21 protein-coding genes are annotated in these 22183 nt (G+C 61.3%); 7 read left to right on the top strand and 14 right to left on the bottom strand.

Translation table 11 applies throughout. The features are described 5' to 3' along the window. Nucleotides 1-30 precede the first annotated feature (30 nt). Nucleotides 31-1278: an adenylate/guanylate cyclase domain-containing protein gene (locus ACSQ9D_RS16235; protein ID WP_436283054.1), complete on the top strand. Its 1248-nt coding sequence runs from the start codon at nt 31-33 to the stop codon at nt 1276-1278. Here ACSQ9D_RS16235 and ACSQ9D_RS16230 read toward each other — a convergent pair. From ACSQ9D_RS16230 to ACSQ9D_RS16195, 8 genes are all read right to left on the bottom strand, one after another. Beyond that, nucleotides 1275-1448, bottom strand: a complete 174-nt coding sequence (locus ACSQ9D_RS16230) for a DUF1328 domain-containing protein (protein WP_024314924.1) — start codon at nt 1446-1448, stop codon at nt 1275-1277. The two genes, ACSQ9D_RS16235 and ACSQ9D_RS16230, sit on opposite strands and share 4 nt — an antisense overlap. 150 nt (nt 1449-1598) lie before the next feature. Then, complete coding sequence (locus ACSQ9D_RS16225; protein WP_436283053.1) at nt 1599-2093, bottom strand: ester cyclase; 495 nt, start codon at nt 2091-2093, stop codon at nt 1599-1601. A gap of 59 nt (nt 2094-2152) precedes the next feature. After that, nucleotides 2153-3580 (bottom strand): gamma-aminobutyraldehyde dehydrogenase, encoded by a 1428-nt coding sequence (locus ACSQ9D_RS16220; protein WP_436283052.1) that lies wholly within the window; start codon nt 3578-3580, stop codon nt 2153-2155. Nucleotides 3581-3656: 76 nt separating this feature from the next. Next, nucleotides 3657-4472, bottom strand: coding sequence for an ABC transporter permease (locus ACSQ9D_RS16215; protein ID WP_436283051.1), 816 nt, complete (start codon nt 4470-4472; stop codon nt 3657-3659). Next, complete coding sequence (locus ACSQ9D_RS16210; RefSeq protein ID WP_037119722.1) at nt 4462-5436, bottom strand: ABC transporter permease; 975 nt, start codon at nt 5434-5436, stop codon at nt 4462-4464. The genes ACSQ9D_RS16215 and ACSQ9D_RS16210 overlap by 11 nt, the downstream gene beginning before the upstream one ends. Then, a complete protein-coding gene (locus ACSQ9D_RS16205; protein WP_047519993.1) occupies nt 5433-6419 on the bottom strand; it encodes an ABC transporter ATP-binding protein in 987 nt (328 codons plus the stop codon). The genes ACSQ9D_RS16210 and ACSQ9D_RS16205 overlap by 4 nt, the downstream gene beginning before the upstream one ends. A gap of 195 nt (nt 6420-6614) precedes the next feature. Further along, nucleotides 6615-7775, bottom strand: coding sequence for an ABC transporter substrate-binding protein (locus ACSQ9D_RS16200; protein ID WP_436283050.1), 1161 nt, complete (start codon nt 7773-7775; stop codon nt 6615-6617). A gap of 123 nt (nt 7776-7898) precedes the next feature. Then, nucleotides 7899-8807, bottom strand: a complete 909-nt coding sequence (locus ACSQ9D_RS16195; RefSeq protein WP_436283049.1) for a LysR family transcriptional regulator — start codon at nt 8805-8807, stop codon at nt 7899-7901. Between the two features lie 180 nt (nt 8808-8987). On the opposite strand from ACSQ9D_RS16195, the gene ACSQ9D_RS16190 reads away from it, so the two are divergent. After that, complete coding sequence (locus ACSQ9D_RS16190; RefSeq protein WP_436283048.1) at nt 8988-9710, top strand: hypothetical protein; 723 nt, start codon at nt 8988-8990, stop codon at nt 9708-9710. Nucleotides 9711-9774: 64 nt separating this feature from the next. Here the strand turns inward: ACSQ9D_RS16190 and lysS are convergent, their stop codons facing one another. From lysS to ACSQ9D_RS16175, 3 genes are all read right to left on the bottom strand, one after another. After that, on the bottom strand, nt 9775-11319 hold the full coding sequence (gene lysS / locus ACSQ9D_RS16185; protein WP_436283047.1) for a lysine--tRNA ligase: 1545 nt from the start codon (nt 11317-11319) through the stop codon (nt 9775-9777). A gap of 11 nt (nt 11320-11330) precedes the next feature. Further along, nucleotides 11331-12788: a glutamate--tRNA ligase gene (gene gltX / locus ACSQ9D_RS16180; protein ID WP_436283046.1), complete on the bottom strand. Its 1458-nt coding sequence runs from the start codon at nt 12786-12788 to the stop codon at nt 11331-11333. 188 nt (nt 12789-12976) lie between these two features. Beyond that, on the bottom strand, nt 12977-14746 hold the full coding sequence (locus ACSQ9D_RS16175; protein ID WP_436283045.1) for an SLC13 family permease: 1770 nt from the start codon (nt 14744-14746) through the stop codon (nt 12977-12979). Nucleotides 14747-14964: 218 nt separating this feature from the next. Between ACSQ9D_RS16175 and ACSQ9D_RS16170 the strand changes: the two genes are divergently transcribed. After that, a complete protein-coding gene (locus tag ACSQ9D_RS16170; RefSeq protein ID WP_436283044.1) occupies nt 14965-15375 on the top strand; it encodes a hypothetical protein in 411 nt (136 codons plus the stop codon). Here the strand turns inward: ACSQ9D_RS16170 and ACSQ9D_RS16165 are convergent. Beyond that, nucleotides 15372-15926 carry a TetR/AcrR family transcriptional regulator gene (locus ACSQ9D_RS16165; protein WP_436283043.1) on the bottom strand — a complete coding sequence of 185 codons (555 nt, stop codon included), beginning with the start codon at nt 15924-15926 and terminating at the stop codon, nt 15372-15374. The genes ACSQ9D_RS16170 and ACSQ9D_RS16165 overlap by 4 nt on opposite strands. A 113-nt stretch (nt 15927-16039) precedes the next feature. On the opposite strand from ACSQ9D_RS16165, the gene ACSQ9D_RS16160 reads away from it, so the two are divergent. After that, nucleotides 16040-17074 carry an aldo/keto reductase gene (locus ACSQ9D_RS16160; RefSeq protein ID WP_436283042.1) on the top strand — a complete coding sequence of 345 codons (1035 nt, stop codon included), beginning with the start codon at nt 16040-16042 and terminating at the stop codon, nt 17072-17074. Nucleotides 17075-17132: 58 nt separating this feature from the next. Here ACSQ9D_RS16160 and ACSQ9D_RS16155 read toward each other — a convergent pair whose 3' ends face one another. Further along, nucleotides 17133-17891 carry a hypothetical protein gene (locus ACSQ9D_RS16155; RefSeq protein ID WP_436283041.1) on the bottom strand — a complete coding sequence of 253 codons (759 nt, stop codon included), beginning with the start codon at nt 17889-17891 and terminating at the stop codon, nt 17133-17135. Nucleotides 17892-18026: 135 nt separating this feature from the next. Between ACSQ9D_RS16155 and ACSQ9D_RS16150 the strand changes: the two genes are divergently transcribed. Next, the gene (locus tag ACSQ9D_RS16150; protein WP_436283040.1) at nt 18027-18575 is read left to right on the top strand and encodes a glutathione peroxidase; all 549 of its coding nucleotides are present in this window, start codon (nt 18027-18029) and stop codon (nt 18573-18575) included. 27 nt (nt 18576-18602) lie between these two features. On the opposite strand, the gene ACSQ9D_RS16145 is transcribed toward ACSQ9D_RS16150, so the two are convergent. After that, entirely contained in the window at nt 18603-19259 is a 657-nt protein-coding gene (locus tag ACSQ9D_RS16145; protein ID WP_037119698.1) for a TetR/AcrR family transcriptional regulator, read from the bottom strand. A 123-nt stretch (nt 19260-19382) separates the two neighbouring features. On the opposite strand from ACSQ9D_RS16145, the gene ACSQ9D_RS16140 reads away from it, so the two are divergent. Both ACSQ9D_RS16140 and ACSQ9D_RS16135 read left to right on the top strand, forming a co-directional pair. After that, nucleotides 19383-20582, top strand: a complete 1200-nt coding sequence (locus tag ACSQ9D_RS16140; RefSeq protein WP_436283039.1) for an HlyD family secretion protein — start codon at nt 19383-19385, stop codon at nt 20580-20582. 24 nt (nt 20583-20606) lie between these two features. Next, entirely contained in the window at nt 20607-22178 is a 1572-nt protein-coding gene (locus tag ACSQ9D_RS16135) for a DHA2 family efflux MFS transporter permease subunit (protein ID WP_436283038.1), read from the top strand. The last annotated feature ends 5 nt before the right edge of the window (nt 22179-22183 follow it).

The raw sequence follows: 22183 nt of genomic DNA, 5'->3' as shown, positions 1-22183 counted from the left end.
GCTGCGTGGAGGGGCACACGGATCTGATGTATGACGCAATCTCCTTCTCCAGAGGTTGCCGTGATGGAAGCGTTGCTGCGTGAGAGATTATTGGCACTTGCTGGCTGCGACGATGCCCGCCTCAGCGATCTCGAGCGCTTACAGATCATTGGCCCCGGACATGCCGGCTATGCCGCAAGCGATGTCAGCCGGCTCCGATTGATCCTTGCCCTGCAGGATGCCGGCATCGGCCTTGATGTACTGGCGGAAGGTTTGAAGCGGCCGATCTTTTCTCTGGAGTTCGCCAATCAGCTGATGTTCGAGCCGGTGATGATGACCGAGGCATTGGGTTTGGCTGAGGTGACGGCAGGGCAACTCGATCTCGACATCCTCAATGGCGTGAGGGCATGCGCCAGTCTGCCGCCGCTTTCGGTGGATCAGCCGCTTCGCGAGGACGATGTAGAATTCATCCGGCTTTTGACGGAGTGCACACAGCTTGGTGCCTCCGTTGCAGGGATGGAGCGGGTGTTGCGCGTCTTCGGTCATTCGGTTCGCCGCTGCGTCGACACGATGCGCGACCTCTTCCGCGGCGAGGTCGAGGAGCCCATGCTGAATGCGGGCCTGAGCTATCGCCATCTTCTGGAGATTTCCGCCGCAAAGCGGCTGTCGCTGCAGCGGGTCGGTTTCCGAATGCTCTTCCTGTTGCAGCGGCGGATGCTGGAGGAGGCGGTTTTCGACAACATCGTCGGGAGGCTGCAGGATGCTCTGCGCGAGCACGGCCTGGAACCTGGTGACGAGCAGAGCCTGCCGGCCGTGGCCTTCGCCGATCTGTCCGGTTTCACCGGGCTGACGCATGAGATCGGTGACATTTCCGCCGCCGAGAAGGCCACCCGCTTTGAAGCAATCGCGCAACGTCTTTCGTGCGCGTTCGACGGACGGATCGTCAAGCCGCTGGGGGATGGGATGATGATGCTGTTCCCGGATGCGGCTTCTGCGGTGCAAGCATCGTTGTCGCTGGTGGAGCAGAGCCGTTTGGATGAGTTGCCGCCTGTGCGAGTCGGCGTGGCTACGGGACTGGTGGTGCCGCGTGACGGCGATATCTTCGGAAGGACGGTTAATCTTGCTGCGCGTGTTTCTTCCGTCGCAGGGCCTTCGCAGACTCTCGTCTGCCTCAATACGCGTGCTGCCGCCGAAGCAGCAGCACGCGGTCTTGCCTTCCAGGGTCTGGGAGCTGTGTCCCTGAAAGGCTTCAAGGACTCGGTGCCTCTTTTCGCCGCTCAACGCCTGGCAGCGGGCTAAAACACGGCACTGCCAGCCAACAGCGCGAGGACGAGGAAGATCAGGAAGATTACCAGCGCAATGCCGAACAGAACCCGCGCGATCGTTGCCGTTGCCGCTGAGACGCCGGAAAAACCGAGGAAGCCGGCGACCAGGGACACAACGAAAAATATGAGAGCCCATTTGAGCATGGATGACTTCCTCCGTGTTCTACGTCACGATGACGCGGGGCAAAGAGAATTGTTCCATGTCCGATGGCGCACAATTGGTATGGCCGTCAGGCGCCAGTGCTTCGCGCAGGCAAGTTTGCCACGTCGGCAGGCACGCGGCGAGGCAGTCTGCTACATCAGGCCCAGTTGCTTGTAGAAGCCAAGAGCGTCGTAGTAGTCGGACTGCTGCTTGATTGCTCCCTTCTCGATGACGAAGACCGAGGCGCCGTCGAACGAGAAGGACTTGTTGGTGGCGGCCGTCCCATCCGCCCAGGCACCGCTGTTCGTTCCTGTGAAGGTCCACTCGAAAGAGACCTTGTTTCCGCTGACGATCGGATCGCCGCGCATCATCCATTTCAAGTTGGGCACGGCGGTCATGAAGTTGTCGATCACGGCAGCCTTGGCTTCGGCCTGGCCCACTGTCGGCTTGCCGACGGATGCGTCGTAGTAATTCACCTTCTCATCGAAATAGGAGGCGGCCTTGGCGCCGTCATGGGCGTTCCATGCAGCCAGATACTGTTCCACGACCGCCAGCGGCGCCTGGTCGGCGGCATAGGCCGGCATTCCGGCAAGGGTCGAGGCGAGACAGATGCCGCCGAAGGCGGCAAGAAGGGTACGGCGTTTCATGTAGGCGCCCCTTTGCATGCTTGTTTGGGTGGCGGCCGGGCCGTTCGGCCCGGCGCAGATCAGCCGTGATTGATCATCACGTGCCGGACGGCCGTGTAGTCTTCCAGTGCGTAGACCGACATGTCCTTGCCGTAGCCGGACTGCTTTAAGCCGCCATGCGGCATCTCGTTGACGAGCATGAAGTGGGTGTTGATCCAGGTGCAGCCATATTGCAGGCGGGCGGCCGTCTTCATGCCGCGGCTGATGTCTTTGGTCCAGACCGACGAGGCGAGGCCGTAATCGCTGTCGTTCGCCCAGGTGACAGCATCCTCGACATCGGTGAAGCGGGTGACCGAGACAACCGGACCGAAGACCTCGCGGCGAACGATTTCGTCGTCCTGCGTGGCGCCGGCGATGACGGTCGGCGCGAAGAAAAAACCCTTCTCGCCCGATGTCTTGCCGCCGGTTGTGACCTCCATGTGCTTGTGCTCGGCAGCCCGGGTGACGAAACTTTCGACACGGTCGCGCTGGCGCTTGGAGATCAGCGGGCCGATCTCGTTTTCGGTGTCGTCGGCCTGATTGAACCTGATCGAGGAGACGGCCGAGGAGAGGTCGGCGACGAACTTGTCGTAGACCTTGGCGTCGGCATAGATGCGGCAGGCGGCGGTGCAGTCCTGGCCGGCGTTGTAGTAGCCGAAGGTGCGGATGCCTGCGACGACGGCATCGATATCGGCGTCGTCGAAGACGATGACCGGCGCCTTACCGCCCAGTTCCAGATGTGTGCGCTTGACGGTCTTGGCAGCAGCCTGCAACACCTTCTTGCCGGTGGCGACATCGCCAGTGATCGAGACCATGCCGATCTTCGGATGGTTGATCAGGGCATTGCCGACACTCTCGCCGCGGCCGAGGATGACGTTGACGACGCCCTCGGGCAGGATATCGGCGAGGAGCTTCGCCATCTTCAGCGCCGTCAGCGGCGTCTGCTCGGAGGGTTTGAAGACGACGGTGTTGCCGCCAGCGATGGCCGGAGCGAGCTTCCAGGCCATCATCATCAGCGGGTAGTTCCACGGCGCGATCGAGCCGACAATGCCGACCGGATCACGGCGGATCATCGAGGTGTGGTTCGGCAGATACTCTCCGGCGATCGGTCCATGCAGGTTGCGCACCGCGCCGGCGAAGAAGCGATAACAATCGACGATCGCCGGGATTTCGTCATTGAGCACGGCGTTGATCGGCTTGCCGCAGTTCAGCGCTTCCAGCGTTGCAAAGCCCTGCGCCTCCTTCTCGATCGCATCGGCGATCTTCAGGAGGTAGCCGGAGCGTTCCCCCGGTGTCGTCTGCGACCAGCTCCTGAACGCGTTGTCTGCGGCATCGACGGCGGCGTCGATCTGGCCAAGCGAGGCTTCCGGCAGATCAAGCACTGTCTCGCCCGTCTTCGGGTTCAGGATGTGCTCTTCCGTTTCCTTGCCCGCTTCGAAGCGGGATCCAATCAGCATCGCAGTGTCCATGATGTTCTCCCTTGTCGTTGGTCGAGTGGGATGTGGGCGGAAAACCGCTTCACACTTTTCCGCATCCCACTCTGGGTTATTTGCCGGCTCCGGCGACCTGATCGCCGTCGCGGGTGAGGTAGTAGGCTGCCAGGATCGGCAGGAAAGTGACGAGCACGACGACCATTGCGACCACGTTCGTGACCGGGCGCTGGCGCGGACGGATGAGTTCTTCGAGCATCCAGATCGGCAGCGTCGATTGCTGGCCGCCGGTGAAGGTGGTCACGATGACCTCGTCGAACGACAGCGCGAAGGCAAGCATGCCGCCGGCGAGCAGCGCCGTGCCGATATTGGGCAGGATGACATGGCGGAAGGTCTGGAAGCCGTCGGCGCCAAGGTCCATCGACGCCTCGATCAGCGAGCCGGAGGTGCGGCGGAAGCGGGCGACGGCGTTGTTGTAGACGACAACGACGCAGAAGGTCGCGTGGCCAAGCACGATCGTCCAGACCGAGAAGGGGATGTCGAACAGGCTGAAGGCCGAGCGCAGCGCAATGCCGGTGATGATGCCGGGCAGCGCGATCGGCAGGATGACGAGGAGTGAGATCGCTTCACGACCGAAGAACTTCGTCTGGCTGACCGCGGCGGCGCAAAGCGTTCCGAGTATCAGAGCGATGGCGGTGGCAACACAGGCCACCTGCACCGAGAGGCCGAGCGCGGACCAGACATCGGGACGGTTCCACGCAACGGCGAACCATTGCGTGGTCAGACCCGGCGGCGGCCACTGATAACTCTTCTCCTCGGTGGTGAAGGCGTAGACGAAGATCAAGAGGATCGGCAGATGCAGGAAGAGCAGGCCACCCGCAGCGGCGATCTTCACAAGCAGCGGTGAACGCTGTGAACGGTCAGAGCGCATCGAAGGCCCCCTGTTTCTTGGCTAGCCATAGATAGATGGCCATGATGACGATCGGGACGACGGAGAAGGCGGCCGCGAGCGGGACGTTGCCGGCAGTACCCTGCTGGGCATAGACAGCCTGGCCGATGAAAAGGCGCGACGAGCCGATGATCTGCGGAATGATGTAATCGCCCAAGGTTAGCGAGAAGGTGAAGATCGAGCCGGCAACGATGCCGGGTAGCGCCAGCGGGAAGAGCACGGTGCGGAAGGTCTGGCTCGGGGTTGCCCCGAGATCGGCGGAGGCTTCGATGAGGTTGCCCTGGACACGCTCGAGTGCGGCCTGCGCCGGCAGGATCATGTAGGGCAGCCAGACATAGACGAAGACGAGGAAGGTGCCGAGATAGCTGACCGACAGCGAATTGCCGCCGATGATGGGCAGGTTGAGGACACCGTCGAGCAGCCAGGACAGGTGCAGCTTGGCGAAGATCCAGGTGAGAATGCCTTCTTTGGCGAGGATGAGTTTCCAGGCATAGATTTTCACGAGGTAGCTCGACCAAAGCGGCAGCATGATGCCGAGATAGAAGAGCGCCTTCCATTTGCCCTGCGCATAGCGGGCGGCATAGTAGGCGATGGGGAAGGCGACAACGGCGGAGGCCAGCGTCACCAAAGCCGCCATGACGATGGTGCGGATGATGATGTCGAAGTTCGTCGGGCTGAGGAGCTGCGCATAGGTCGCGAGCGTGAACTCGTAGTTCACCAGGCCCGAGAAATCGTCGATCGAGAAGAAGCTCTGCAGTAGCAGTGCGATCAGCGAGCCGATGTAAATGATGCCGAGCCACAGAAGTGGCGGCGTTAGCATCAGGAAGAGCAGCAGCTTCGGATGCCGCCAGAAGGCATCGGAGAGCTGTCCGAAAAAACCGCCGCGGCCGGGCAGGATCGAGGTTTCCCGCAGCTCGGCCGGCTTGGTGAGGGCAAGCGCTGTCATGCTGCGTCATCCATGTAGTGCACGTCGACGGGCTGCCAGACGAGACGGACGCTCGTGCCGACATCCGGCACGTTGGTGCCGGCCGGCAGCATGACGTGCAGGCGGGTGCCGCGGATATCGACCGAGAGGCGGGTTGCCGCGCCAAGGAAGCTTGCATTCTCGACGCGCGCCTCGACGCCGTCGCCGGCGAGATGGATCGCTTCGGGGCGCAGGCTCGCCCAACGCTTCTCGCCGCCGAGCGAAGTCATCAGGTCGGGCGCGATGACATTCGAGGAGCCAACGAAATCGGCGACGAAGCGGGTCTTCGGGCGGCTATAGATGTCGTGCGGCGTGCCCTCCTGGACGATGCCGCCGTTGTTGAAGACGGCGACGCGGTCTGCCATCGACAGGGCCTCGCCCTGGTCATGGGTGACGAAGACGAAGGTGATGCCGAGCGCGCGCTGCAGGCTCTTCAGCTCTTCCTGCATCTGCTCGCGCAGCTTCAGATCGAGGGCGCCGAGCGGTTCATCGAGGAGAAGGACCTTCGGCTTGTTGACGAGGGCGCGGGCGAGCGCCACGCGCTGCCGCTGGCCGCCGGAAAGCTGTCCGGGCCTGCGCGCACCATAGCCGGGAAGCTTCACCAGCTCCAGCGCCTGCTCGGCAGCCTTGGTGCGCTCCGCCTTACCGATGCCCTTGACCATCAGCCCGTAGGCGACGTTGTCGAGGATGTTGAGATGCGGGAAGAGCGCGTAGTCCTGGAAGACGGTGTTGACGTTGCGGCGATAAGGCGGAATGCCCTCAGCCGTCTCGCCGAAGATTTCGATGTGGCCGCCCGTCGGCTGCTCGAAGCCTGCGATCAGGCGCAGGCAGGTCGTCTTGCCGGATCCGGAAGGGCCAAGCATGGCGAAGAATTCGCCCGGCGCGATTTCGAGATTGACGCCATCGACGGCGCGAACCTGCCCGAAATGGCGTGAGACCTTTTGGAAACGGACGGCGGGGGTCATTGTAAACTCCGGGATTGTGTCTGATGTCTCGTCTTCCCCGCGGGAAGACGGTAGCCCAAAGGCTTCGACGAGGGGACAAGCCGGCTTTCCGTCGTCGCGCAGCGCTCGGACGTCCGCTCTTGTCTTCGTCTGCCCCCTCGTCTGCCCCTCAAAGGGCGTCTTCTCCGCTTACGGAGAAGGAGGTTGCGGGCGAGATTATCGTCCGCCGATCACGCCGATATAGTCGGAGACCCAACGGTGATACGGCACGCACTCGCGCTGCGTCGTGCACTTGGCCGTCGGCGTTCTCCAGAACTTGATCTTGTCGAAATGATCATAGCCGTTCGTTGCGCAACCTGCATCGGTCAGCAGTTCGTTGCCCTTGCAGGCTGCGGGAACTGAAGGTACGGCGCCGAACCAGGCAGCGGCATCGCCCTGGACCTTGGCCTGCAGCGAATGTTCCATCCACATGTAGGCGCAGTTCGGATGCTCGCTGTCGACATGCAGCATGGTCGTGTCGGCCCAGCCGGTCGCCCCTTCTTCCGGGAAGGTTGAGGCGATCTTCTGCTTGTCAGCCTGCATCAGGTTGACCTGGAACGGCCAGGAGCCCGAGGCCACGACACCCTCGTTCTTGAAGTCGTCGATCTGGATCATTGCGTCGTGCCAGTAGCGCGAAACGAGCTTGCGCTGGCCGCGCAGCAGGTCGAGGGCCGCCTTGTACTGATCTTCGTTCAGCTCATAGGGATCCTTGATGCCGAGTTCCGGCTTGTGCGCCATCAGGTAGAGCGCGGCATCGGCAACGTAGATCGGACCGTCATAGGCCTGGACGCGACCCTTGTTGGACTTGCCGTCCGGAAGGGTCTCTTCCTCGAAAACGACCTTCCAGCTGGTCGGTGCCTTCCCCTTGAAGGCATCGGTGTTATACATCAGCACGTTCGGTCCCCAAAGGTAGGGAACGCCGTAGTGGACGTCGTTGACGGTGTACCAGGGGCCCTTCTGCAGGCGCGGATCGACGTTCTTGAAGCTCGGGATGAGGTCGGTATTGATCGGCTGCACACGCTTGCCGGCGATCAGGCGAAGCGATGCGTCGCCGGAGGCGGTGACGAGATCGAAGCCGCCTTCGTTCATCAGCGAGACCATTTCGTCAGAGGTCGCCGCCGTCTTGACGGAAACCTTGCAGCCGGTTTCCTTTTCGAAGGCAGTGACCCAGTCGTAGCTCTTGTCGCTTTCGCCACGCTCGATGTAGCCCGCCCAGGCTACGATGCTGACCGCACCTTCACCGTTGCCCACCGCCTTCAGCGGCTCGGCAGCGGCAACCTGCGTCACGAAGCTCAGGCTCGCGAGGGCAGCAGTGCACGATTTCAGAAGATATTTCATCGCCTGTCTCCCGGTTTTGCCACTTTTCGTGGCGTTATGTTCCCGGTTGAAAAGGTGCGACGAATTTTTCGGTTTCGCAAATTCATTTATCAGAAAGCCGATATCGGAATTTCCGATATCTCGTCAGCGAGGCCGGCCGGATCGCAGCGCTTCGGCGATGCCGACGAAGTCGCGCGCGGCTTGCGGCAGACTCGAGCCCTTGCGCCAGACCATGCCGACCTGGACGACCGGCAGCGAGCCGGACACGTCGCGGCTCTCAATGCGATCGCCTTCCAGCGACCAAGGGCGATAGACGAGATCGGGTAGCAGTGCCACGCCGGCGCCGGTGGCGACCAGACTGCGTACCGCTTCCACGGAGCGGGTGCGGAAGGCAACATGCGGACGCGCGCCGAGCGCCGACAGCAGCTTGCCGGTGTTCTCCTCGATTTCGTCGACGGTCAGCATAATCAGCGGCTCGCGGGCGATGTCGGCGACGGAAATGATGTCGGCAGAGACCAGCGGATGGCCCATGGGTAGCCACAGCCGGTAGGGCGAGGTTTCCAGGATTTCCGCCTGCAGGGCCATGCGGTCGCGCAGGTTGGAGATGACCATGACCGCCACATCCAACTCGCCGCCGACCAGCAGGTGTTCAAGATAGCCGCCATTGTCCTCGATGGCACTGACTTCGACGCCCGGGCAGGCGCGGCGATAGCGCGCCAGGAGATCGGAGAGGACATAGCCGGCGACGAGCGAGGTGACGCCGATGTTGAGCGTTCCGGAAATGGCGTTCTGCTTGCCGGAAAAGCTGGTGCGAGCATCGGTGACGCTCGCCAGGATCTTCGTCGCATGGCGCAGGAACTGGTGGCCGTTGTGGGTGATCGTCAGGCCGCGTGGATGGCGCTCGAAAAGCTCGACGCCGAGGTCGGTTTCCAGCTCCTTCAAGGCTTCCGTAACCGAGGATTGCGAGATCGAAAGGTTCTGCGCGGCGCGCGTCACGGAGCCCTGTTCGGCGACCGCAACGAAATACTGAATCTGGCGAAGGGTGAAGGCCATGCGTCGTTAGAGCATGGCCACAAGGACATTGGCAAGCATAGGGAAGCTTGGACCTTTTTTGGTGCTAAGCCCATACTGGCGCAAACTTGGAGGGCTCGTTTAAGTATTCAGAAACGTCATTTCTCTAGCGTCGAAACCACTCGTATTGCGTTGGAGCTCGTTAATGGCGGAGCAGTTGGCGTGAAGGCCCTACTGCGCATCTTCCGGCCTTCCCGGAAACTGGTGTTTATCATCGCTGGCGTCGCCCTTCTCGGGGGCGTCTCCGGCGGTGCCGCGCTTTTTATCGGCACAGACGAGATCCTAGGCCTTTCCGCGGAAACAATGAACGGTCTCTCCTGCACCGACGTCAATCTCGTCACCATCAAGAAGCAGAACCGGGTCTGGATCCGCAAGTACATCAAGACCGAACCGACCGATGGCATGACGCGGGTCAAGACCGCGCTTCGGGTGGCCAAGGCGGTCTACGATGCGCAGAAGCCTGATCTGGTGCAGGTCGTCGTCCTCGATACCAATGGGCCGACGATGCGATCCGACATTCGCGGCCGGGCAATCGGCGCCGACGTCGTCTACATACCGCATCCCGATCCCGTTCTCGAAAGCGCGGAGGCCAAGACCTACACCGCCCGCTATTACGACGGGTCGGCTGCCGCCAACGGGCTGTTCTTCGGCGAACGCGTCGATTTGCCCGAAGACGAAATCACCGCCCTGAACGCATCCTTCAAGGAATACTCCGACTGTATCGATCCGATCGCTGTCGCTGCCACGAAGGGTGGCGAAGGCGACAGCAAGGGCGAGAAGGCGCAAGAGGCGAAGGAAGAAAAGCCGGCCGAGGGCGGCGGGCACGGTGCTGCGCCTGCTGAACAACCTGCGGCGGAAGAAGCGGCACCGGCTGCGGCTCACTGACGGTTCGAAAAAAAGCGGCGAGCCCATCGGGCCGCCGCCTTTTTTCTATTCAAGTATGCCTGTTTCAGTCAGCCTTGCTACGGCGAGCCGGAAAAAGGATGACGTCGCGGATCGACGGGGCGTTGGTCAAGAGCATGATCAGGCGGTCGACGCCGATACCGAGGCCGCCGGCCGGCGGCATGCCCTGGTCGATCGCATCGAGGAATTCGTCGTCCAGCTGTTTTTCCTTTTCACCGCGGGCATGTGCCTGCTCCAGCTGCTCGACCATGCGGCGGCGCTGCTCTTCCGGATCGTTGAGCTCGGAGAAGGCGTTGCCGAGTTCCCAGGCGTTGCAGTAGGTCTCGAAGCGCTCGACAAGGCGCGGTTCGCCCGGCACTTCCTTGGCAAAGGGCGAGATGTCCTTCGGGAAATGCGTGACATGCGATGGCTGAATGAGCGTCGCCTCGACCTTCTCCTCGAAAATGAAGGCAAGGCATTCGCCCCAGGTCCAGTCCTTCTCGACCGCGAACCCGGCAGCCTTGGCGGCAGCGCGCGCTTCCTCGTCGGTCTTGAGGCTGAGGAAGTCGATGCCGGTCACTTCCTTGACGGCGTCGGGCATCGGTACGCGCTTGAACGGGCCCTTGAACGAGATCGTTTTGTCGCCGAAGGGGAACTCCGTGGTCGCGTGGATCGACAGCGCCAGGCTTTCGAACAGCCGCTCGACGAGGTCCATGATGTCCTCGTAGTCGGCATAGGCCCAGTAGCACTCCATCATGGTGAATTCAGGATTGTGCCGGGTCGAGACGCCTTCATTGCGGAAGTTGCGGTTGATCTCGAACACCTTGTCGGTTAGGCCCGAAACCAGCGTGCGCTTCAGGAACAGTTCCGGCGCGATGCGCAGGTACATGTCGAGCTTCAGCGTGTTGTGATGCGTCTTGAACGGCTCGGCGGTGGCACCGCCATAGACGGAGTGCAGCATCGGTGTTTCGACTTCCATGAAGCCGTCGTTTTCCATGAAGCGACGGATGCCGGAGACAATCTTCGAACGCTGCTGAAAGCGCAATTTCGACTCTTCGTTGGTCATGATGTCGAGGTGGCGCTTGCGATAGCGCGCCTCGATGTCGGTGAGGCCATGCCACTTCTCAGGCATCGGCAGCAGCGACTTGGTCAGCATTTCGATCTTCTGGGCGTTGATCGTGAGTTCGCCGCGCTTGGTGCGACGCACGACGCCGCTCACGCCGATGATGTCGCCGATGTCGATCATCGGCAGTAGGGCGCGGGCGTCTTCCGGCGTGGTGTCCTTGTGGCTGAAGATCTGAATCTTGCCGCCGGCATCATGGATATCCATGAACATGCCGGAGTTGCGCGAGGAGTAGACACGGCCGGCAACGGTCACGATGTCCTGCGTCTCGACGTCGGCTTCGAGGTCCTTGTACTTCTCGACCAGCTCCGCATTGGTGATGCTGCGGTGGAAATGCGCCGGATAGACGTCGCCGATCTGCTCGCGCAGCAGCTCGAGCTTCTGGGCGCGCACTTGAGTGGCGTCTGAAGATAAGCCAGTGGATTTGAGCGTATCATCTTGTTCGATGATGTTTGTCGTTGCTGTGCGCTTTTCGTTTTTATCAGTCATGTTTCTAGCCTTCAGTTCTTCGGGCCGACGAGCGACGCCACGGCCTGCGACGCCAGTTTCAACCGCTGGCGCACGACCGAGCGGCCGAGGATCGCCATCGAGTCAAACAGCGGCAGCGAGCGCGACGAGCCGGAGACGGCGACGAAGAGCGGCGCCACGACGACCTTCAGCTTCTTGCCCATGCGATCGGCAATAGCGCGCAGTTCGGCCTCGATGGTCGCGACATTCCATTCGAGGATCTTTTCGAGGTCCGGCTGGACGGTGTTGAGGATCTCGAGGATCTCTTCCGGCGGCGACTTGATCTTGGCGAAGGCCGACGGGTCGAGGCCGAGATCGGACTTCAGCAGGAAGCCTGCGAGATCCGGAAGTTCGCCGAGCTTGGAGATACGCGACTGCGACAGGCGCAGGCCGGCCTTCAGCCGATCGTTTTCCATCGCCCAATCAAGCACGCGGGTCTGGAATTCTTCTTCCGACAGCTTCTCACGGATCCAGCGACCGTTCAGCCAATCGAGCTTCTGGATGTCGAAGATCGCGCCGGCCTTGGAAAGGTTGTCCGGATCGAACTTCTCGGAGAGCTCGTCCATCGTCAGCAGCTCGTCGCCTTCGGCGATCTGCACGAAGAACAGACCGAGGAAGTTCATCAGCGCTTCCGGGATGTAGCCGAGAGCGGAGTAGTAGGAGATCGAGGTCGGGTTCTTGCGCTTTGACAGCTTCGACTTGTCGGCATTGCGCATCAGCGACAGGTGCATGAAGACCGGTGCTTCCCAGTCGAAGTAGCGATAAAGCAGGATGTGCTTCGGCACCGAGGCCAGCCACTCTTCGCCGCGAGCGACGTGGGTGATCTTCATCAGGTGGTCGTCGATGACGTTCGCCATGTGATAGGTGGGCATGCCGTCGCCCTTGATCAGCACCTGCATGTCGACTGAGTCCCACGGAATGCTGACATCGCCGTAGACGCCGTCGGTGAAGTCGCAGGAACCTTCGGCGGGGATCTTCATGCGGATGACAGAGCTTTCGCCAGCTGCCATCTTGGCGGTGACTTCCTCGGCGGTGAGCTTCAGGCAGAGACCATCATATTTCGGCGCCTTGCCGGCGGCGCGCTGCTCTTCGCGCATCTTTTCCAGACGCTCGGGGGTGCAGAAACAGCGGAAGGCATGGCCCTTGTCCAACAGCTCCTGGCCGTAGGGCGTGTAGATTTCCTTGCGGTCCGATTGGCGGTAAGGACCATAGGGACCGCCGATGTCCGGGCCTTCCTTCCACTCGAGCCCGCACCATTTCAGCGCGTCCAGCACCTTCTTTTCGAATTCCGGGGTCGAGCGCGTCGCATCGGTGTCTTCGATGCGCAGGATGAACTCGCCGCCGTTCTTTTTGGCGAAAAGATAGTTGAAGAGAGCGATGTAAGCTGTGCCGACATGCGGCTCGCCGGTCGGCGAGGGAGCAATGCGGACGCGGACGCCGGAAGCTGTCATTTTATGTGCCCGTCAAATGATGCCGGACGGCTTTCCTCAGAAAGCGACGTTCGGCCGGAAAGAATGCAGATAACTGGATCAGGAAACCGGCCGGAAAAGGGCACTGCCCCTGTTCGTCGCCGATTGCCCATTTGGCTGGCCTTAAGGCCATATTCGACCGCGCGCGTCAAGGAAAATGGGCAATAGCGTCAGTGAACTGGCCAGACATAGAGCAGTGCGGGCACGCTGACGAGGACGATGATGAAGGACAACGGCAGGCCGAGGCGGGGGTAATCGCTGAAGCGATAACCGCCGGGGCCGAAAACCAGCGTGTTGCACTGATGGCCGATCGGCGTCAGGAAATCGCAACCAGCACCGATGGCGACCGCCATCAGGAAGGCCTCGGGTCTATAGCCGAGCGCTTGGGCAAAGCTCGCCGCAATCGGCGCCATGACCAGGACCGTCGCCGCATTGTTGAGAAACGGTGTCACAGCCATGGCGGTGATGAGGATCAGCGCCAATGCGCCGAAGGGCGGCATCTGGGCCGCAAAGTGCCCGAGCCATCCGGCGATCAGATCGCTGCCACCGGACGTTCGCAGTGTGTCGGAGACAGGGATCAAAGCTGCAAGCATGATCAGGATCGGTCCGTCCACGGCCTTGTAGACCTCGGCGAGCGGGATCGCCCGGAAGACGACCATCGCCAGTGCGGCGCAGAAGAAGGCGACCGAAACCGGGACCATTCCGGCTGCCGTCACGGCCATCGCGGCCGCGAGGATCAGCAGCGGCACATAGGCCCTGCGTGGCGTGCCAAGCATGATGTCGCGCTGCGCCAAAGGAAGGCAGGAGAATTCCTGCAGGAAGGCAGGCAAGTTTCGGCGGCTGCCCTGCAACACAAGAACATCGCCGGCGCGCAGTGTCACTTCGCTCAGCCGCTCCGTCAGCCGGTGGCCATGGCGGCTGACGGCAAGCAGGTTGATCCGACGGCGGTTCCACAGTGAGAGCTGGCGTGCAGACCAGCCGATCAACATCGATTCCGATGAGATGACGGCTTCGATCGAGGTCACGTCTCCTTCGGCTTTTGCTTCGGGAATCGGCTTGCCGGAAAGCTTGAGCTTGGCATTGGAAACGACGCGGTCCAGCGCTTCCGGGCGTCCCTCCAGCAGGATCGTATCTCCTGCCTTTAGAAGTACGTCAGGGAACGGCGAGAGTCGCGAATGTCCGCGCAGGATCGCAGTTGCGACCACTTCTCCATCGCCGAGCTGCAGGATCCCGTTCAGCTCCTTGCCTTCAAAGCTCGAGCCCTCCACCACGGTTGCTTCAGAGAAGTAGTTCTTGAGATCCAGCGCTTCCTCCAGCGACGGATTCTCGTTCTGCCGCTCGGGAACGAGCCAGTGGAAGAAAATCAGGAAGACGATTCCGACCAGAGTGAGCGTCGCGCCGACAGGCGTAAAGTCGAACATGGTGAACGGCGCCCCGGCAATTTCGCCGCGAAGGCGCGAGACCACGATGTTCGGCGACGTGCCGATCTGGGTCATCAGCCCGCCGAGAAGGGCAGCAAAGCTCATGGGCATCAGGTAGAGCGATGGCGATCTCCCGGTTTTGCGGGCAAACTGGAAAGCGACCGGGATCATGATCGCAAGCGCGCCGATGTTCTTGATGAAGGCGGAAAGAACCGCGACGACGATGAGCAGCAGGGCAAGCTGCGCATGCGGCTTGTTCAGGTTAGGGAAGAAACGCTTGATCGTCGTATCGACGATTCCCGAGCGCGCGACGCCGGCGCTGACGATGAGCGCACTGCCGACGATGATGACGATGTCATCGCTGAAACCCGAAAATGCCTTGTCGAAAGGGACGATGCCGACCGCCACCGCCAGGACGAGAGAACAACAGGCGACCACGTCATAGCGGAACCGATCCCAGATGAAGACTGCCATCATCAGGCCGATGACGCCAAAGGCGAGGATCTGATGCGTTGTCATGCTCTTCCGGAAACTGAGACTGGGCGGCAGAAGGCTCCTGAGGGATAACTGTGCCGCGCCGGCGGCTATTCAATCCCGCTGCGCCAGCAAAACTCCCTGCATGCAAATAGGTGCTGTGATCCGTCGTCCAGGACGCTGGACAATGGCCGTCAAGACGCGAATGTCCCATCGAGAAGATCCTCGTCACGAGTTCTGATGCGTCAACGACGACGGCCAGATTGTTGCTGCGCGCTATGATGAGGGGAAGGTCGTGTTCCAGGAAAATCGCGGCGAGGCGCGTCTGGCGTGCGCCCTTCACGCAATTGCGCGTTCTTCTGCTGTTCAATTTGCGCCGCGACCCTTTCGAAAAGGCCCAGCACAATTCCAGTACTTATAACGACTGGTTCCTCGACCGTGCCTTCGTCCTTGTGCCGATCCAGGGGTTGGCGGCGCAGTTCCCGACGACCATGAAGGAGTATGCGCCAAATCAGGTGCCTGGCTCGTTCAACCTCAGCAAGATCGAGGAGGGGTTGAGAGAGCCTGGCGGCAATGGACCGCAACCATCGCTGGCCATCGCCCCCCCCTCCGGCCGTGGCCGATGGCCGGTGATGGTTGCGCGGCGTTTGAGCACCGCCCACCGCAAAGGCTAACGATTGCTGCCGATTATGCGGATCGTTTCTGCGAGGATCTCGTCGGATAGTGCCTCGTCATCGACCGCGCGTGCCATGACAAGGGCGCCGACGAGGCTTGAGAGATCGGCAATCGCCTTGCCGCGATCAGCGTTGCCGCCGGTTTTTTCCTGCAGCGCCTCGACCTGTCCTATGCGCTTCCTGATGTAGCTGGCGATTGCGCCGCGCTTGCCGCTCGGCAGACGCGCAAGTTCGGGGCCGAGCGAAGCCACCGTGCAGCCATTCTCGGCTTCGTCTCGATGCGCTTTGGACAGATAGGTCTCGGCGAGGGCCGCGAGCGAGGGGTAATCCTGCTCCGATCTCAGGCTTTCTTCCATGGCCTGGCTCAGGGCCTCCGCGGCGAGGTCGCCCTTCGATCTGAAGTGGCCGTAGAAGCCGCCATGCGTCAGTCCGGCGCCCTTCATGACTTCGTCGACGCCAACGGCATGAATCCCCTTCTCGCGAAACAGCTTGCCGGCCGTGTCGATGATCCGCTGGCGGTTTTGATTTGCCTGTTCCTTGGTCGGGCGCATTTTAGGCTCTGATCATTTATCCTTGACAAATCATATGACGTTCGTCATTTAAATGCAAACGAATGACGATCGTCATTTAAAAATAGATGAAGGACACAAGAAGGGCAATGACAATGCGTTATGGAATCTTTGGCCGGACAGGCCTTCGTGTCTCCACTATGGCGCTCGGTACCGGCAACTTCGGAACCGGCTGGGGTTACGGGTCGAGCCGCGAAGACGCCAAGGCGATCTTCGACGGCTATCGCGCCGCTGGCGGAAATTTTCTCGACACGGCCGACCAGTACCAGTTCGGTCAATCGGAAATGATGCTCGGCGATTTCATCCAAGGCGATCGCGACGATGTCATTGTGGCCACCAAGTTCTCCCTTGGCGACACCCATGGCGCGGGGCTGCAGCGCACCGGCAATAGCCGCAAGGCCATGGTCCAGTCCGTCGAGGCAAGCCTGAAACGGCTTCGCACCGATCGCATCGATCTTCTCTGGGCGCATATGCCCGACGCAGTGACGCCGATCGATGAGATCATGCGCGGCTTCGATGACCTCGTCCGATCGGGCAAGATTCTCTACGCGGGCCTTTCCGACTTTCCTGCCTGGCGAGCGGCAACCGGGGCCACGCTTGCAGAGCTTCGCGGCTGGGCGCCGCTTTCGGCCCTGCAGCTCGAATACAGCCTCGTCGAGCGCACAGCCGAGCGTGAACTGCTTCCGATGGCGGCAGCCTTTGGCCTTGGCGCCGTTGGCTGGTCGCCGCTTGGCGGCGGACTGCTCACCGGCAAGTATCGCAAGGGAGAGACCGGCCGGAAGCAGGGCCTCGGCGTCGTCATTCACGGCGAGAGCGATGCGCGCAAGACGGCGATTGTCGACACTCTGATTGCCATCGTAGAGGAAACCGGAATTCCCGCCGGTCAGATCGCCATCGCATGGGTGCTGCACAAGGGCACGCTGCCGATCATCGGCCCCCGCACACCTGCTCAGCTTTCCGACAACCTCGGAGCGCTCGACGTGAAGCTTACCGACGAACAAGTCCGGCGGCTGGATGACGCGAGCGCCTTTCCGCTTGGTTTTCCCCATGATGTCGTTGCGCGCAGCCGCGATACTCTCGCCGGCGCCAAGGCCGATCTCATCCACTGGCCCGCGGTTGCGGTTCGCTGAGCCAGATGAGGCGTCGCACCGTGCCGTCGGTTCTCGATGGCGCGGCGATCGGGCGCTGCTACTGTTGAAGCTCAGCCAGCGCCCTGCGGAGAGGCGTGTCGGAAATCTGGATCCAGCCCGCGAACGGAACGTCCATGTCGAGCACGACGAAGATCGATAAGGATATCAGCAGCGCAGATATGAAGAACATCAGGACAACGATGACGTTCCTCGGCGCGCGATAGCCGAAGCTTGCAAAAATCAGCGTCAACCACGCCGTCAACATCGTGATGAGCGGCCGGGGGATGACGCCCTCCGACTGTTCGACGATGATCCAGCGCTGCTCGACGATCCTTTGATACTGCTGGCGGGCGTCGTTCCACAGCACAACATGCCCCGGGTCGGATGGCGCGATCAGCGCAAGACTGTCGCCGACAGCGTTGAGAGCAAGCTCGCTCCTTCGGTCGCTTTTTACCAACGGATCCGGTGCCCGGACCGGGTTGCTAAGGGCGGTTTCGACGTAGTTTTCCAGACGTTTACGGGTTTCGTTGGCCTCGAGGCCGTAGGTGCGCAATGTCCGGTCAAGTAGGATGATCTGCGTTGCGAAGGCGTGAACGTTCTTGTCGATCTCGGCGAAGGTGTTCTTTGAGGAATTGATCATCAGGCCGAAGACGAGCGAGGTCATGACGACGAAGATGTTGGCGACCAGCCGGACGACGGTGTTCGTCTCGTCCTGGCGGTGATGGACCGGCAGCTTCGAATAAGTCAGCATCGTTCCGATCGAGGCTGTCATGAGCAAGGAAAAGACAACGACCGCCACCAGCAATTCCAGCACCATCTTCCGTCGCGCCCTCCCGTGCTCTCGGGGCAAACTAGCTGTTTTAATTGTTTTTGCCAGTGGACTGCGTCTGCCCGCTGGACAAACGTATGGGTGGGTATAGCTTCCGCAGCGAAATTGATGCTGGAGATGGCGATGACTGATGTTTTGAATGTACCCGTGAAGCTGGCTGATGGTCGCGAGACGACTCTGAACGATCACCGTGGCAAGGTGATCCTGGTCGTCAATGTCGCCTCCAAATGTGGGCTGACCGTCCAGTATGAAGGGCTTGAGAAGCTCTATGAGGACAAGCGCGAGCGCGGCTTCGTCATTGCCGCCTTTCCGGCAAACAATTTCAAGGGGCAGGAGCCTGGCACGGATGCCGAGATCGTCGAATTCTGCACCCTGACCTACGACGTGAAATTCCCGATCTTCTCGAAGATCTCGGTAAAGGGCGAGGACAAGCATCCGCTTTACCAACTGCTGACAGCCGCTGCCGGTACTGCCATCGGCGACGGTCCGATGCGGGAGCGGCTGCGCACCAGCGGCCTGGCGAGCGGCGACAACAGTGAAATCCTCTGGAATTTCGAAAAGTTCCTGGTCGGTCGCGACGGCAAGGTGGCTGCGCGGTTTGCGCCTGATGTCACCGCCGAGGATCAGCGGCTGGTCTCGGCGATCGACAAGGAGCTTGCAAGGACCGCCTGACGCCGTCGTTGCGCTTAAGCGCGGCTACTATGCCGGAACGACTGCCGCGCCGTTCATAAACAGATCGGCGCACATTTTTGCCCGCGCGGCGATCTCCTCGATCCCGGGGGCCGGCTGCTGGCGCAACATTGCGGCGCGCTGGGGCTCCATGGCCATCATGCCGCGCAGCATCCCGCAGGCGGCATGCGGGTCGGCGAGGGCGATGACGCCGCGATCGACCTGCTTGCGCAGCCATCCCTCCATCAGCGCATTCGTTCGGACGATGGCGTTTTCATAGAACGAGGCCGCGATCTCGGGGAACCGGTCGGACTCGCCGATCACAAGGCGCATCATCGTGATGGTGTCTTCCGAGAGCGTCAGCATGCCGTAGGCCATCAGCATCCGCTCCAGCCCCTGGCGCAGATCAGCCGCCGCAAGCGTGGTCGGGTCGAGCGCCAACAGAAAGCGGCCGATGCGATCGGAAATCAGATCCGAGAAGAGGTCGGCTTTTGTCGGAAAGAGCCGGTAGAGCGTCTTCGTCGAGACACCAGCTTCCTGCGCGATCGCCGCGATGCTTGCCGTCGCATATCCATTCTGGTGAAACTGCTTGTTCGCAGCCTCGATGATGACGCTCCTGGTATCCTCGTCGCACCGCGCCTGCGGTCTGCCACGTGGCCTTCTCTCGATCTTGTGATTTGGGACCATCACGATTTTCCAAATTCATGTTGACATCGATTTTATAGAGCATATTTTGGAAAACGTCAATTTTCCTTTTTATGCATCAGAAGCCGCAGCCCTCCCGACGGCGGCCATGATCCGGAGAAAACAATGACCGCCCAGAAGCTGCATGCTCTGAACAACAACAGCGCCCCAACCACTGAAGCGGTGGTAGAGGCGGCCCCGGAAACGCTTGAGGCTGGCAGGCCGCTGCAAGCGGAGGCGCCACGCGCTGCCGCCAAGGCGCCGCAATCGCGCGGGCGACCGGGTCGGTCGCTGCTGCTTGGTGCGGCTGCCCTCGCGATCGTGGCCGCGGGCGCCTATTACGGGCACGATTACTGGACGGTCGGTCGCTTCTATGTGTCGACCGACGACGCCTATGTAAAGGCGGATAGCAGCACGATCGCCCCCAAGGTCTCTGGCTATCTGGCCGAGGTGCTTGTCAATGACAACCAGCCGGTGAAGGCGGGCCTGCCGCTTGCGCGCATCGATGATCGCGATTTCCAGACCGCGCTCGACCAGGCAAAAGCCGACGTTTCCGCCGCTGCGGCCACGCTGAATGCCAAGCAGGCCGCCCTCGCTATCCAGCAGTCGACGATCGCTGCCGCCCGCGCCACCGTCGAGGTTGACAAGGCCAACGAGACGTTCGCCGAGCAGAACAACAAGCGCTATTCGAGCCTTGCCACCAACGGCTACGCCCCGGTCCAGACCGCCCAGCAGGCGGCCTCGCAGATCGCCGCGGCACAGGCAACGATCGTGCGCGATAGCGCAGCCCTCGATGCTGCCGTAAAACACGTCGATCTTCTGGACGCTGAGCTTGCTCAGGCAAAAGCTGCTCTGGCCCGCAGCCAGGCCGTCGAGCGTCAGGCCGAGCTCAATCTCTCCTATGCGACGATCGTGGCACCGGTTGACGGCACCGTCGGCAACCGGACGCTGCGCGTGGGTCAGTACGTTCAAGCAGGTACGCAGTTGATGTCGGTCGTCCCGACGAATGCGGCCTATGTGATTGCGAACTATAAGGAAACGCAGCTGACCGACGTGCATGCCGGCCAGCCGGTCGACATCGAAGTCGATACGTTCCCCGGCCGCATCTATCACGGTCATGTCGACAGCATAGCGCCGGCCAGCGGCCAGGAGTTCGCCCTGCTGCCGCCCGACAATGCGACCGGCAACTTCACGAAGGTCGTGCAGCGGATCCCGGTCAAGATCGTGCTCGATGGCAATGGCGCCGCCAGCGGCGACCTTCGTCCTGGCATGTCGGTGCAACCGAGCATCAACACCAAGGCCGCCAACGCGGCTCATGGGGCCTGATGGGCAGAGGATGAGGATCTTGTCATGTCTACCACAATTGCTATCTCAGAGCCGCGTGCCAGCATGAAGGATTGGATTGCCGTCCTTGCCGGCATGATCGGCGCATTCATGGCAATCCTCAACATCCAGATCACCAATGCCTCCCTCCTCGAAATCGAGGGCGGCATCGGCACAGGCGTCGACAATGGTGCCTGGATTTCGACCTCATATCTGATCGGCGAGATCGTCGTCATTCCGCTGACGGCGTATTTCAGCAGCGTCTTTTCCTTCCGCCGCTACATTCTCGTCAATTCGGTTCTCTTCCCGATCTTCTCGATTGCATGTGCGTTCGCCCATGATCTCGGGACGATGATCCTGTTGCGCGGGCTGCAGGGATTTGCCGGCGGTGTGCTGATCCCGATGGCTTTCACCATGGTCTTGACCAAGCTGCCGAAGGTGCAGCAGCCGCGCGGCCTGGCGCTCTTTGCCCTGTCCGTTACCTTCGCTCCGGCCATCGGCCCCACGATCGGCGGCTTTCTTACCGAAAATTACGGCTGGCAGACCATCTTCTTCATCAACGCTGTTCCGAGCACAATCATGGTGATCGCGCTTGCCTTGACGCTCGAGAAGCAGCCGATGCAGCTCCACCTGCTGAAGGAGGGCGACTGGGCTGGCATTTTTACAATGGCGATCGGCCTTTCTGCCCTGCAGACGGTGCTTGAGGAGGGCAACAAGGAGGACTGGTTCTCCTCGCCTTTCATCGTCAAGCTCAGCATCGTGGCCGTTGTCTTCCTCGTCACGTTCATCTGGATCGAACTGGCGGTTGAAAAACCCCTGGTGAAGCTGCGTCTTTTGAAACAACGCAATTTCGGTATCGGCGTTGCTGTCAATGTGCTCGTCGGCGTCGCCCTCTTCGGCACCGTCTACATCCTCCCGCAGTATCTGGGTCAGGTGCAGAGGTACAACGCCGAGCAGATCGGCAATGTGCTGGCCTGGACCGGATTGCCGCAACTGCTCCTCATCCCGCTGGTCCCACTGCTGATGAAGCGCTTCGACGCCCGCTATATCGGCTTCCTCGGGATTTCGATCTTCGCGATCAGCTGTTTCATGAACATCACGCTGTCGGCAGACAACGCCGGTGATCAGTTCTGGATTCCGAATATCGTGCGCGCCGTGGGCCAGGCCCTTGTCCTGACCCCGATCACCGCCATCACGACTGCCGGCATCGCTGCGTCGGATGCTGCGGCTGCCTCGGGCTTGACGAACATGCTGCGCAACCTCGGCGGCGCCGTCGGCACGGCATCGCTGGGTACGATCCTGACGAAGCGCGAGCAGTTCCATTCGAATATCATCGGTCAGTCTGTGACGCTGGCCCGCGACGAGGTTCGCGACCGCCTCAGCCAAACGACGAATTATTTCCTGGCGCACGGGGTCTCAGACCCAGCGGTCGCGAGCAAGAAAGCCATCGTCCTCTTGGGTCAAATCGTCAAGCGCCAGGCGCTCATTCTTGGCTTCAGCGACACTTTCGCGGTCATCGGGGTGGTGCTTGCCATCGCCGCGTTCGCTCTGTTGCTCACCCGGAAGTCGCAGGCGGGTGGTGGTGCCGGCGCGCACTGAGCCCG

The sequence above is a fragment of the Rhizobium sp. LjRoot258 genome (assembly GCF_964254185.1).
Lineage (GTDB): Bacteria > Pseudomonadota > Alphaproteobacteria > Rhizobiales > Rhizobiaceae > Rhizobium.
This window is presented reverse-complemented; position numbering and strand designations above follow the sequence as displayed.